Annotated in this window: 10 protein-coding genes and 1 pseudogene; 7 read left to right on the top strand and 4 right to left on the bottom strand. The window is 49.9% G+C overall.

Features of this window, described 5'->3' with window-relative positions; translation table 11 throughout:
• Nucleotides 1–105: 105 nt before the first annotated feature.
• Nucleotides 106–2,004, top strand: a complete 1,899-nt coding sequence (glmS, locus tag U2F10_RS27240) for a glutamine--fructose-6-phosphate transaminase (isomerizing) (RefSeq protein WP_163700028.1) — start codon at nt 106–108, stop codon at nt 2,002–2,004.
• 498 nt (nt 2,005–2,502) lie between these two features.
• On the opposite strand, the gene U2F10_RS27235 is transcribed toward glmS, so the two are convergent.
• The 4 genes from U2F10_RS27235 to U2F10_RS27220 all read right to left on the bottom strand — a co-directional run bounded on the left by U2F10_RS27235 (nt 2,503) and on the right by U2F10_RS27220 (nt 4,662).
• The gene (locus U2F10_RS27235; RefSeq protein WP_499873823.1) at nt 2,503–2,736 is read right to left on the bottom strand and encodes a PepSY domain-containing protein; all 234 of its coding nucleotides are present in this window, start codon (nt 2,734–2,736) and stop codon (nt 2,503–2,505) included.
• Nucleotides 2,737–2,800: 64 nt separating this feature from the next.
• The gene (locus tag U2F10_RS27230; RefSeq protein ID WP_499873822.1) at nt 2,801–3,181 is read right to left on the bottom strand and encodes a hypothetical protein; all 381 of its coding nucleotides are present in this window, start codon (nt 3,179–3,181) and stop codon (nt 2,801–2,803) included.
• A 68-nt stretch (nt 3,182–3,249) separates the two neighbouring features.
• Complete coding sequence (locus U2F10_RS27225; RefSeq protein ID WP_163700032.1) at nt 3,250–3,735, bottom strand: DUF411 domain-containing protein; 486 nt, start codon at nt 3,733–3,735, stop codon at nt 3,250–3,252.
• Between the two features lie 114 nt (nt 3,736–3,849).
• On the bottom strand, nt 3,850–4,662 hold the full coding sequence (locus U2F10_RS27220; RefSeq protein ID WP_499873821.1) for a glutaredoxin: 813 nt from the start codon (nt 4,660–4,662) through the stop codon (nt 3,850–3,852).
• Between the two features lie 202 nt (nt 4,663–4,864).
• On the opposite strand from U2F10_RS27220, the gene rppA reads away from it, so the two are divergent.
• The 6 genes and pseudogenes from rppA to U2F10_RS27190 all read left to right on the top strand — a co-directional run bounded on the left by rppA (nt 4,865) and on the right by U2F10_RS27190 (nt 12,942).
• Nucleotides 4,865–5,560, top strand: coding sequence for a two-component system response regulator RppA (gene rppA, locus U2F10_RS27215; protein WP_163668426.1), 696 nt, complete (start codon nt 4,865–4,867; stop codon nt 5,558–5,560).
• Nucleotides 5,520–6,917, top strand: coding sequence for a two-component system sensor histidine kinase RppB (gene rppB / locus U2F10_RS27210; RefSeq protein ID WP_163668428.1), 1,398 nt, complete (start codon nt 5,520–5,522; stop codon nt 6,915–6,917). The genes rppA and rppB overlap by 41 nt, the downstream gene beginning before the upstream one ends.
• A gap of 88 nt (nt 6,918–7,005) precedes the next feature.
• Nucleotides 7,006–7,104 (top strand): annotated as a pseudogene (locus U2F10_RS27205) (helix-turn-helix domain-containing protein); the annotation flags it as partial.
• Nucleotides 7,105–7,319: 215 nt separating this feature from the next.
• A complete protein-coding gene (locus U2F10_RS27200) occupies nt 7,320–9,035 on the top strand; it encodes an efflux RND transporter periplasmic adaptor subunit (protein WP_163668431.1) in 1,716 nt (571 codons plus the stop codon).
• Nucleotides 9,036–9,094: 59 nt separating this feature from the next.
• Nucleotides 9,095–9,568 carry a FixH family protein gene (locus U2F10_RS27195; protein WP_499060136.1) on the top strand — a complete coding sequence of 158 codons (474 nt, stop codon included), beginning with the start codon at nt 9,095–9,097 and terminating at the stop codon, nt 9,566–9,568.
• Nucleotides 9,569–9,759: 191 nt separating this feature from the next.
• Entirely contained in the window at nt 9,760–12,942 is a 3,183-nt protein-coding gene (locus U2F10_RS27190) for an efflux RND transporter permease subunit (RefSeq protein WP_163668435.1), read from the top strand.
• Nucleotides 12,943–12,960: the final 18 nt, after the last annotated feature.

Below are 12,960 nucleotides of genomic sequence, written 5' to 3'. Positions count from 1 at the left end.
TTGGATTTGGGTTTAGATAGTCCAGTAACCCAGCAGCATTCATTATTGGTCAATACTAAACCAACAGATTATAAGCGTTGGATTCACAGCTAAAGGAGACATCATATGTGCGGAATTGTCGGTTATATAGGCACTCGGGCCGCTAGCAATATTTTGATTGAAGGCTTACGTAAGCTGGAGTATCGCGGCTATGATTCAGCCGGTGTTGCAACTATTAGCGAAGGTCAACTCAACCGAGTGCGGGCTAAGGGTAAACTCCAGAACTTACAGGACAAACTAGACGGTTTGGAGGACCCCGCTCGTTTAGGCATTGGCCATACCCGCTGGGCCACCCACGGCAAGCCCGAAGAGCACAATGCCCATCCTCACACGGATGGCAGTGGTCGCATAGCAGTGGTGCAAAATGGCATTGTTGAAAACTACCGGGAACTGCGGGAAGCGCTGATTGCTAAAGGGTATGAGTTCCAGTCTGAAACCGATACCGAAGTGATTCCCCATTTGATTGCCGACTACCTTGCTAAGGGTGTGGAGGGGCCACTAGCTCACGAATCCGACTTGCTAGAGGCCGTACGCCAAGCGGTGAATGACCTGGATGGAGCCTTTGCCCTGGCTGTGGTGAGTGCCGATTTCCCCGATGAGCTAATTGTGGTGCGGCAACAGGCTCCGCTGGCCATTGGTTTTGGTCAGGGTGAGTTTTTCTGTGCATCCGATACGCCAGCAATTGTGCCCCACACCCGTGCAGTGCTGCCTTTAGATAATGGCGAGTTGGCGATGCTCACGCCGTTGGGGGCGGCTATTTATGACTTCACCGGGCGACGTCTGAAAAAGCACCCTATCACCCTCAGCATTAGCCCCACCATGGTGGAAAAGCAGGGTTTCAAGCACTTTATGCTGAAGGAAATCCATGAACAGCCGGGGGTGGTGCGTACCAGTCTAGAAACGTATTTAGCCAGTGATTGGACCCCTGAAAGTGACACGTCTCCGGTGAATTTGGGGCTGGATGCAAGTTTGCTAGCAGGATTAGAGCAGGTACAAATTTTGGCCTGTGGTACTAGCTGGCACGCTAGTTTAGTTGGTAAGCATTTGCTGGAACGGTTAGCGGGCATTCCAACCGTGGTGCACTATGCTTCAGAATTTCGTTATTCCCCCACGCCACTGATTGCTAATGCCCTGACCATTGGTGTGACCCAGTCTGGCGAAACGGCAGATACGCTAGCGGCGTTGGATATGGAACAAACTCGACGGGTTGAAAAAGGTGATGCGGCCTTTGCCCCACGCATGTTAGGGATCACGAACCGCCCAGAAAGTTCACTGGGACGTCTGGTGCCCAATGTTGTGGCGACCCATGCGGGCATTGAAATTGGGGTGGCGGCGACTAAAACCTTTGTGGCGCAGTTGATGGCGTTTTACTTCCTGGCGTTGGAATTGGGTTATCAGCGGAAGACTCTATCTGGCCAGGAGCTGGCGGAAATTATTGAGGCGATGCGTCAACTGCCCACCCAGATGGAGCATGTGATTGAAAAGCAGGAGGGCTATACCGAAGAGCTGGCCCATAGCTTTACGGAAACTCAAGACTTTATCTTTATTGGCCGTGGTGTTAACTATCCTATTGCGTTGGAAGGGGCGCTGAAGCTGAAGGAAATCAGCTATATCCATGCGGAGGGATATCCAGCGGGTGAAATGAAGCATGGTCCGATTGCGCTGTTGGATGCGAAGGTACCGGTGGTTGCGATCGCAGTCCCTGGCACTGTCTACGATAAAGTTCTTTCCAACGCTCAAGAAGCTAAAGCCCGCGACGCCCAGCTAATTGGTGTTGCCCCAGCCAATGACCCTGAGGCTGAGCACACCTTCGATACTTTATTGCCTGTGCCGACGGTAGATGAACTGCTCTCACCCATGTTGACGGTGCTACCTTTACAGTTGTTGTCTTATCACATTGCAGCACGACGAGGCCTGGATGTAGATCAGCCCCGCAACTTAGCCAAGTCAGTCACGGTTGAATAAGCATTGAGTATGAGTTAAACACTTGTATAACGACAATAAAGTTGTTTACCTGAAAATAAAGTTTTATACCAGCATCGGTCCATAGCGATCAGGTGCTGGTAGTTTTTGTATTGGTTAGAGATAGCTCTTGAGTTTTTATAACTTTCAGGTGCCCCATCTATTGCCAGGGATTCTCCTATGGCCAAGCGTCAGCGCAAGACAGATCAAGTAATACGAAATCCTGCCTGATAGCACCCGGTATCGCAGGGCATCCACAAGGGAGTGCCCCTACAGGATGGTCTATTTTTAATCGGGTTTAATAAATTCGGATTTGGTATAACTATAGAAGAACGTCTAGAAGAAACACTTACAATCGCTGATCAGGTGGGAATTGAACACCCCAAAGAACCTCGTAGCAAAAATTCTGTGTCTTGAGAGAGTGTTGCTATCGGACATTGCTCAAGTCTCGGCCTCCCTTGTTAATGTAGCTACCAGATGAATTTTAATTCAAGTTCTTTCCTATACTCTGCGCTGCTTACGTGTATTAGTTTGAAGCCACATCATCAATCCTGTAATGACCAACGTCAGTAAACCTATTGCATTTAGGATTGGATAGATCAGCTCTAGATTGATGCTGCCGAATTTGCCTCGATGTAACTCTAGCAGCCATAGAAATTCATCGGTGCGACCAATAACCACAGCAAATTGGAAAAACATGCCAGTTATCAGCGTGAGTAGCAAAGGGATGGTCATAAAAGGCACTAATCTTCTATGTATCTGGCGTAGTCGAGCTTGCTTAATAAGCATAATCACTTCTCTAAAGTCTCTTTTTCAAAGACATTAGCAAAAAGGGGCCTACTAGAATCAGACCTAATAAAGCTTCACCTAAGCCAATAGAAAATCCATCCAGTAATTTCGCTTGAGAGACTGACGGAGCTACCTCAACAACAGGAACATCAGTAGGTTCTTGAGTCGTATGCATAGGCATTTCAGTTGCATCCATCGGCATTTCATCCGATGACATATCCATCATGTCATCGGGGTTGACCTTGTTAGCTTCATCAACTGTAACCGATGGTTGCTCTGTAGCCCTTGAGTGATCATGATTGGCATGGGCAAAAGCAGGCTGTACTAATAATTGTGCTATATACACGCTACTTCCCAATGCAAGTGGATATTTCAACATTAAACTGTTCATGATACTAATCCTCTCTATGTTTGAAAATCTCAATTTATCTTGTTATAGCTGCCTGGCTTTAGCAACAACTATGAGTGCTCAGCAAAAGTGGCAATTAAACCGTCTTTCTCAAACGAAAATACAGTGTAAGACTCAACATAATTTCCTGATTCCATGCCAGGAGAACCAATGGGCATCCCCGGTACAGCAATACCGGCAATATCCGGTTTTTCTGTGAGTAGTTGAGCGACATCTTCTGCGGGGATATGGCCTTCAACAATATAACCGTCCACAACAGTGGTATGGCATGACTTGAGGTTTTCAGGTACACCGTACTGCTCTTTAATCGCCGCCATGTCCTCTGTAATTTGATCATTCACCTCAAAGCCCGCGTCACGCATATGTTCGATCCACAAACCACAACAACCACAGGTAGGACTTCGAAATACGTTAATTTCGCTAGCTAAGGCTGCTTGAGAAATAGGAGCGGGTCCCTGGGCTAGGCTACAGCCAGTGACGATCAATCCTATGGTGATCAGTCCTATGCTCCCAAGTCTTTTAATGCGATTGATCATGGTCGTTTACGTGTAAACGCTAAAGCTGGGCAGATTTTCTGGCCTGGATAGCCTGGATAGTCCCAGTCTGGCACTAAGGTAGTCGGCAATCATGAAATAGAAATGAAATTGCGGCTAGACACCCTCTTGAAGTTGCACAACGGCGGAACGGGGTGTGGGTTCTGGCACATTAGCTTCGACATTGCGGGCAGCTGATACGATCAAGGCAGCTCCCATGAAGGTCATAATGGCATTTTCGGCAAAGCTAACAATTCCCAAGGGTGCTTTAGAATTGCCACCGACGCAAGCACAGTTGAGGGCCAATTTATCGATATACACGGCTTTTACTACCGAGGCGACACCGCTGAGACCCACCGCTAGAGAGCCAATACCTGTGGCTAAGGGAGCAATACCCGAGAGGAAGCCTAACCCAATGGCTAATTCAGCAAAGGGATACACCCTGGCATAGGGTTTCAAGCGCTGGGTAATGAGATCGTATTTAGCAAAGCTTTCGGCAAAGGCATTTAGATCCATCAGCTTCAGAGAAGCCAGCATACTGAGAGAAATGCCCATAAAGCCGCTCAGCCCTAGAGAAGTGGCCAGGGCCATTAGTCCTGCGGTGGAAAAGAGGGCAATGACGGGCGTGTAGGAATAATCAGCCGTTTCGGCTTCTATCTTAAAATAATTGGCCAAGTCGGTATACCCACCAATGCGTTTGTCTCCAAAGAAGATTTGCGGTGTGGTAGGGACTGCATGCTGCGCCTTAAAGTCGGCTACAGATTCAGCAGACGTTAGATGAATGTCTTCAAAATCAATCTTTTCCTGCTGCAATAAAGTAACCGCTCGCTGTCCCCAGGAGCATGAGTGTTCTGGGGTGACCATGCGGTAGAGGCGCACGGGCTGGGCTATAGACTGTGCTATGGGTATGTTAGAAACGGTTGTCGTCATGGTAATTGATCCTGAAATTAAGGTTCGTAGCGGTTCCAGGCTATTTGATACGCCTACGATAAACCCTATAGTGAACTGTAGGATCAAGGGTGCAGGAGTTATGTCAAACAGATAGTCCCTGGCTGGAACCTATACATTTCATTGCCATTTCATATTCTTAAGTTAGTTTCGAAAATACTCTCTGGTTATCTAATGTTGATTGATGCGCATTCTGCTCGTTGAAGATGAACCGGATCTTGGTAAGGCGATTAAACGTACCCTTAGCCAAGAAGCGTATGTGGTGGACTGGGTGCAGTCTGGAAACGATGCACTCACCTATTTAGAGCACGATATTTCCCTCTATACATTAGGTGTCTTTGACTGGATGGTGCCGGGACATTCCGGTATTGAGCTATGTGCATGGTTACGGCAGCACTGCTACAGTTTACCGGTGCTGATGCTAACTGCTAAGGACCGTGTCGAAGATCGGATTACGGGCCTGGATGCTGGGGCTGACGATTATTTAGTTAAACCCTTTAGTATGGCGGAGCTATTAGCAAGGCTGCGAGCGCTGCGGCGCAGACCTTCGGCGTTTCAGACAGCCCAGCTACAGCATGGACCATTGTTGCTAGATTGCGATCGCAGACTCGCCTTTCTGCATCCAAGAACATCCGCCGAACAACAAATTGAACTCACCCAAAAAGAGTTTCAACTGTTGCAGTACTTTATGGAGCATCCCAATCAAATTCTCACCCGCGATCAGGTGTTGACTCAACTATGGGAAATCGGCGCTGAACCCAGCAGTAATGTGGTGGCTGCTCAAATGCGTTTGCTACGGCGTAAGCTGGGACCGTATGACCACACGATTGAAACTGTATATGGCATGGGATATCGATTTACCCCGCCGCCGAGCGAGTAAACCCCAAAATCAACTATTCCGACGATCACGCCTCCAATTAGCAGCTTGGTATGCCGGTGTTATGGGGGTAATTCTGACATTATTAGGGTTTGGGATGTATCGTGCCATTGCCCATGCCCATGAAGTCACGATTGATCGGGAAATTAAATCTGTTGCCGATGCGCTTAAGAATGCCTTGAAAGTGACTCTTGCCGATGAGCAACAGCTGGAACAGCTACCGCCCCAACTACTCCCTGATTTATGTCTTGCTGACCAGCATTGCCTGGAACCTACGCAACAAACACCCGGTAGTCCCTATCTTCAAAGCTATTACATTCGCATCATCAGCCCGACAGGTAAACTGTTAGCAACAGCTGGAGATCGACCTCAAGGCATACCCGTTGCCGTGCCGACAGCAACCTGGCAAACCGTATGGGATGCTAATGATCAACACTACCACCAAGTTGCCTTAGAACTCTTTCCTAATGTCTCTCCAACTGTAAGTCTAACGGCTGTTGAATCAGAAAGTTGGGCCTATTTAGTCGTGGGACGCTCATTTCAAGATTTTGACGAATACCTGGCGTCAGTCCGCTGGAGAATTTTGCTAGGATTATTAGTGGCGTTGTTTCTGGTAGCTCCAGCCAGTTGGTGGCTAGCTACTCTGGCCATGCGCCCCATTTACCGTTCCTACAGCCAGATTCAACAATTTACGGCGGATGCCGCCCATGAATTACGTACGCCCTTAGCCGCGATTCGGGCTACTGTAGAGTCCGTCTTGCGATTACCCCATTTATCAGAAGCGGAAGCTCAAGATACGTTGGGGGTAATTCATCGCCAAAACCAGAGGCTTTCCAACCTGGTCAGTAATTTACTATTGCTCTCGAAGCTGGATATTCAGTCCTATCCCACTAAGCAGGCCTATTGTAATTTGGTGGATTTAATCCATGATATTGCCGAAGAGATGGCCGCATTTGCCTTGCAGAAGCAGATTACCTTAGATATTGCTGTGCAAACCGACTCTGTAGTCACTATTTTAGGTGATGAAGAAAATCTCTATCGGTTGTTACTCAATCTAGTCAACAACGCCCTAACCTACACGCCAGAAGGCGGACGTGTGACTCTCACGCTTCAGCAACAACAACAGCAGGCACTCATTTTAGTGACAGACACAGGTGTAGGTATTGCGCCAGGCGATCAGGCAAAAATCTTTGATCGGTTTTATCGGGTGGATACGGCCAGATCTCGACAGACGGGAAATTCGGGTTTGGGGCTTGCGATCGCAACCGCCATTGCCCAAGCCCATAGAGGCACCATTACAGTCTCTAGTCAGCTCGGTAAAGGCAGCACGTTTACAGTTTCCCTGCCAATTTCATCATGATTTCATTGCACACATTTATCGTGAGAAACGCGTTGATATAAAAGGTGTGTGTTATGGAAGCCCATAGTATTTTACTAGTCTCTAAGATGTGTTGTATGTGTGTATGCGCAGTCTCAGAAACAAATTAGAAGCTACTGGAGAACCACGCCTGATAAAGACTGTACGAGGGATTGGTTATGTTCTCCGGGCTCCCGTAGGTGAGTATGAGGAAAATGCCAATGAGGATGAAGATTCAAATTTGCCTGAGTTGACCTTGACCACATCCAGACCTGGAATTTTGTCGTAGAGGAAACTCCAGGTCTAGACGTGGTTTAGCTGGCACTTATCGATAACATTTCATTCTGATTTCACAATTGACCGATATAGTCTGAACTGCGCACACTGAAGTCGCATCGCAGTGTAATGAATTATCCCCCTGAATCTACTGAAGAACCCATATCAGAAGAAGATTACAAGCCTGAACATGTAGCACCTCCCCAACCCTGGTGGAAGTCATCGGGTAAAGCCCTACTGGGGTTAGGCGTTTTTGCTGTTTTGAGTACAGGCATTGTCGGTGCCACCCATATTCTCTCCTCGTCTGCTATGGAAGACCACGACATGGGCGGCCATGATATGGAGGGCATGTCCCATGATGAGATGATGCGGGTGGATGGAGCCTTCAACCCAACACCAGTTACCGTAGAGGTAGTAAAGGCGGCTCCGCTGGATGTCAGTGTTAATTATACCGGAGCAATTTTGCCTTACACAGAGGTTACTGTTTATCCCCGTGTGGCGGGTCAGCTCTCAAACTATGCTATTTATCCCGGTGACTGGGTCGATGCGGGGCAGCTGTTGGCTAACTTGGATGCCCTTGAGCGGGTCAGCCAGACGAGTGAAGCCCAGGCGTCGGCCACGGCATTCCTTGCGGCGGCTGACGCTAGCCAGTTTGAGCTAGAAGAACAACAACAGGAAATTGTCCAAATTCAGGCGGATCTGGACTATCTCATGCTCGAACGAGATCGCTTTAAGACCCTCACGGCAGAAGGGGCCACATCTCAATCTCAGTATGATTTGGCGGCATCCCAGGTAAATGCCAAACAAGCCATGTTAGAGGGCGCTAAGGCCAAACTCACACGTCTGCAATCCAAGGTGGCCAGCGATCAGGCTCAGGTAGAACGTGCCCGTGCTCAGATAGAGACGGCATCTGCATTTGAGGGCTACACCCAAATTACAGCCCCGATTAGCGGCATTGTGCAAGCCCGCATGGCCGATCCAGGTGTTGTGGTGCAGCCTGGAATGGGGATTTTCAAGATTGGCGACTATCAGCAGGTGAGACTTCAGGCCAATGTGGCTCAACAGGATGCCAATCAAATCCGAGTGGGAACGCCAATTTTGGCGAAGATCCAGGGCACGGATACAGGCGTTATTCAAGGGGAGATTACCAGCATTTTTCCCCAAGCGGATTTAGAGACCCGAACAGTTACTGTGGAAGCTGTGGTGGATAACCCGGAGCGACGACTACTCTCCGGGCAGTTTGTGGATATGGAGATTATCACTCAGCGACGCACCGAGGCGCTCTCGGTACCGAAAAAAGCTGTGGTGGACTTTAACGGTGAGGCGGCGCTCTGGGTCGCGAATGGCAGTAACGCCCAGCGACGACGGGTGACAACGGGGATGATGAGTCGCGATCGCATCGAGATTACCGACGGTCTGCAACCCGGCGATCGGATCATTACCTCGGGAAACAGTCGATTGATCGAAGGGGGAGCCGTGACCGTTGTTGATGCCCTGGGTAACCCCACCGATGATTTTGTAAGTCCCACAGGCAGTGCATTAGAACTCTCCCTGGTAAGTCCTGACACGGTAAAAGCTGGAAAAAATGAACTCACCCTTGTCTTAAATAATACGGAGACTGAAGAACGGGTAACCGTGTCTACCGATGACATAGCCTTCGACATCACCATGCCCATGAAAAACATGGCACCGATGATGGCCAAAGTGGAGTTGGCGGCCACAGACAACCCCGGAGAATTCAAAGTTAACACCCATTTAGGCATGAGAGGTGACTGGATTATAGAAGCCACCGTGACCGATGCCGAACAGGCTGGCAAAGCCCGCCTCACCGTGCCAGTGAAATAGGTTTTGCTGCTCACACACTTCTCTCAGTTACACATACCCCCATTCGAATCAATAAGACCATGAAAAACCTGTTATTGAGTCTAATTGCAGTCAGCGCGTTGGTCACTGGCTGTGCAGGAGCATCCACTCCTGACGCCACTACATCAGAGGCACCGGATACTGCTGAAACCGTCACTGATGATAAAGCGGCAATGGACACCATGGAGGGAATGGAAGCCACCAGCGAAGGTAATGTAGAGATTACCCTGGTGAGCCCTGATGCGGTACCCATAGGAGATGCAGAACTTCTGGTTGCCGTGAAAGATACCGCCACAGGTGAACCTGTCACCACTGAAAACCTGAAAGTGGAGATCTTTATGCCCATGGAGGATATGGAGGATATGACCACTGAAGCGGAAGTTTCACCGGATGCTGAACCGGGTCAGTATAAGGTCACGACTTACCTTGGTATGGCGGGCATGTGGGCCGTTAACACCACTGTTAATGAAGGGGAGCAAGAGGGCAAAGCTTACTTTATGTTTGAAGTACAATAGCTGGATTCAGCCATCAGAAAATGAACTGCCTTTGTCAATGTCCCCTTCGACTCCGCTCAGGGGACGCTGGCTGTAAGAGTTGGCTGAGCGAATAAGAGTTGGCTGAGCGAAGCCGAAGCCAACGGTATTTGATCACTAATTAGGGCAATCTCTTCGTTTTTTAGCGTCCCTAGTCATTCCCAACACTTTCTATGAAAGAATTTCTCACCCACTGGTCTATCAAAAATCCAGTTGTTGTCACCGCTCTTTACATTACGGTGATTATGCTGTCGTTACTGACGCTATTTCTCTTGCCAGTGCGGATGATGCCCTATGTGGAAAGCCCGCTGGTGTCGGTGGTATCCATGGCTCCTGGTGCATCTCCAGAGGAAATTGAAACCTATATCACCAAACCTATCGAGCAGCGGCTCAGCGTACTGGACGGGGTGCGATTTATCCGGTCTAGTTCCCAAAAGGACAATTCCATCGTCACCATTCAGTTTGCCTGGGGAGGCAATGTCGATAAGGCTGTGCAGTCAGTGCAAAACATCATGACGGCAGCCGAAGGCGATCTGTTATTTGATGGCATTAACTTTAGATCTTACTGGGTGCTGCCCATTGACCCGCTAAACAGACCCGTGCTGACGTTAGCACTCAAGGGTGAGAACTGGGATCCTCTGCAGCTGAGGGAATTTGCTGACAATGCGTTAGTGGATCGCCTGACACAGGTGGAAGATGTGCAGGCCGTGTCCATCTTTGGAGGCTATCGTCGTCAACTGCAGATCATTGTAGACCGCGAGAAGCTGGCAGCCTATGGTCTTTCCATTGTGCAAGTGCGAGATGCCATTGATGCCAATAACATTAGCCAGAGTGCAGGTACCCTAACCCAGGGAGATAGCGAAATTTTGGTTCGCACCGACGAGCGAACCCTGGGGGCAGCTGAGGTGATGGATTACCCCGTTTTAGAACAAAATGGTCGGGTGGTGTATGTGCGGGATGTGGCGACGGTCAAAGACACCTATGAAGAGCGCCGCAGCGGCTACCGCTATAATGGAGAATCGGCCCTCGCGGTCAATGTGATTCAGCGGCCAGACTCTAGCTCACCCCAGGTGATCAAGCGGGTCAGGATGGAACTGGAGGCTATCCAAAACGAGTATCCTGGCATCGAATTCCAGGAAGCCTATGACAACTCTTACCTGGTCAACCTGATTGTCAGCAGCACGTTCCAGGAGCTGTTGGTAAGCGTCGTGTTAGCAGGGCTGGTCATGTTAGTCTTTCTCGAAGACTTTCGGTCCACGGCTATCATCATGATCTCCATTCCCACCAGCCTGGCCCTTTCCACCCTGCCGTTTATCCCCATCGGCATGTCCCTCAATTCCTCCACGCTGATTGGCATGATGATGGCCATTGGTAAGCTGGTGGATGACTCCATTATTGTGCTCGACTCCATTGACCAAAAGTTACGGGCAGGGTTGATGCCCGTGCAAGCGGCGATTAAGGGGACTGGAGACGTCTTTTTAGCCAGTGCTGCGGCGAGCTGTGTGATGATTGCGGCCCTGGTGCCCACTATTCTCTCGGGTGGTCTCACAGGTCTGATGTTTGTGGGCATTGTGTGGCCGATGGTGTTTGCCTTTGTGGCCTCGTTGCTGGTGTCGATTACGCTGATTCCTCTGGTGGCAGCCTTTACCCTCAAGCCCCACAGCGACAAACCGAAGCGACAAACCTGGCTACAGGTGCTAACGACACCTGTTCGTTTTGGCTTTAACAGATTGGAAAGGGGCTACGCCTGGCTGCTAGACCTGTGTATGCGAAACCGAGAGATTACCCTGGCCATCGCTGGGGCTTCGGTGGTGCTGGCGATCATGCTGTACGGTCTTATTCCCCAGGAGATGATGCCCCTGGGGGATTCGGGACAGTTTGTCGCCACCTTAGAAATGGAGGCAGGTACCTCGTTTGCAGCCACCAATGCGGCGGCAGGTCGGTTTGAGGAAATTATCTTGCAACAGCCGGAGGTGGAGAAAGTCTCTTCCCAGATAGGCTTTGAGCTAACGCGGAACAGCACCTACTTTACGGGTTACAGCATGGGCGGTGTGAATACCGCATCAATGACGGTTACCATTACTCCCCTGGATGAACGTCAGCGCGACATCTGGGAGATTATGGACGGCATTGAAGCCGAAGCGAAACGGACGATTCCCGGTACCCGCCGCATTGCCATTAAAGAAATGGGCGTGGATGTGATGGCCACCTCTGCGGCTCCCATTCAGCTGGCGGTATATGGCGATGACTTAGAGACACTGCATCGCCTGGCTCAGGGGGTCTTAGACATTGCAGAGGCCAACCCCAACATTATGATGCCGTTTACAAGCTCAGCCCTCTCCCAGCCCGAATATCGGCTCAATATTGATCGCCGTCGTGCCCAGGAGCTAGGGTTAACGGTACAGGCGGTGTCTCAGCAGGCGTACTACGCTCTCAATGGCGGCATGACGCGCCGCTACTACAATCGTCCCAACCTGCGACAGAATTCCATTCTGGTGCGGTACGACGAAGATGCTCGCGGCACGATGCAGGATCTGTCAAATACCTACATCACGACAACAACAGGCCAACAGGTGCCGCTGAGCGTGGTGGCGACGATCGAACCGCAACAGGGTCCGACATTGATTGAGCGGGTGAATGGTAAACGGGTGGTGTATGTAAATGGCTATTACCGCAAGAATGGACCTGCGTCTATGGATTTATCCATGGCGATCGCAATGCAGGCCGGTCAAGAACTGAGCTTTCCACCGGGCTATGGCATCGACTCCATGGGCGATATGACCGACATGATGATCGAATTTGCCCGGTTGCTGAAAGGATTACTGGTGTCGCTGGTGCTGCTTTATATCATTTTGGTGATTCAGTTTGGCTCGTTTATACATCCCCTGGTGATGATGTTGTCCGTGCCACTGCAGCTGGTGGGGGTATTTGGTGCGTTGTTGCTGTTTAATCACACCCTGTCCACCGTATCGATTCTAGGAATTGTGATTCTTTCGGGGATTTCACTGTCGGCGGCAATTCTGTTGTTGGAGCTGATTTTAGCCAAGCGGAAGGAGGGGGTGCCACGTGCGATCGCAATCCGCCAGGCCGGACCTATCCGCCTCAAAGCCATTATCATGACCACTGTCACCACCCTGATTGTGATTGTCCGGCTGGCCTTTTTCCCAGAAACCGGTATGGATGCCTATTCTCCCATTGCCACTGTCATCTTAGGGGGTCTAGTGATGTCCACAATTTTGACCCTTGTGGTTGTGCCAGTCGTTTATTCCTTGGTAGACGATGTAACAGAAACTGTTAAGCGAATGCGACGTAGAACAAAGCGGGCAGAAGCCTCTCAAGTCAGATTATTGCAATGAGGTGAACGCATTTGGCTC

It is taken from the genome of Leptothoe sp. EHU-05/26/07-4, assembly GCF_043421015.1.
Classification (GTDB): Bacteria; Cyanobacteriota; Cyanobacteriia; order Phormidesmidales; family Phormidesmidaceae; genus Leptothoe; species Leptothoe turfae.
This window is presented reverse-complemented; position numbering and strand designations above follow the sequence as displayed.

Coding starts and splice junctions, on each gene's coding strand:
- U2F10_RS27190 (WP_163668435.1), top strand. CDS start 9,760: ATGAAAGAATTTCTCACCCACTGGTCTATCAAAAATCCAGTTGTTGTC.
- U2F10_RS27235 (WP_499873823.1), bottom strand. CDS start 2,736: ATGACCATCCCTTTGCTACTCACGCTGATAACTGGCATGTTTTTCCAA.
- U2F10_RS27230 (WP_499873822.1), bottom strand. CDS start 3,181: ATGAACAGTTTAATGTTGAAATATCCACTTGCATTGGGAAGTAGCGTG.
- rppA (WP_163668426.1), top strand. CDS start 4,865: ATGCGCATTCTGCTCGTTGAAGATGAACCGGATCTTGGTAAGGCGATT.
- glmS (WP_163700028.1), top strand. CDS start 106: ATGTGCGGAATTGTCGGTTATATAGGCACTCGGGCCGCTAGCAATATT.
- U2F10_RS27195 (WP_499060136.1), top strand. CDS start 9,095: ATGAAAAACCTGTTATTGAGTCTAATTGCAGTCAGCGCGTTGGTCACT.
- U2F10_RS27220 (WP_499873821.1), bottom strand. CDS start 4,662: ATGACGACAACCGTTTCTAACATACCCATAGCACAGTCTATAGCCCAG.
- U2F10_RS27200 (WP_163668431.1), top strand. CDS start 7,320: ATGAATTATCCCCCTGAATCTACTGAAGAACCCATATCAGAAGAAGAT.
- U2F10_RS27225 (WP_163700032.1), bottom strand. CDS start 3,735: ATGATCAATCGCATTAAAAGACTTGGGAGCATAGGACTGATCACCATA.
- rppB (WP_163668428.1), top strand. CDS start 5,520: ATGGCATGGGATATCGATTTACCCCGCCGCCGAGCGAGTAAACCCCAA.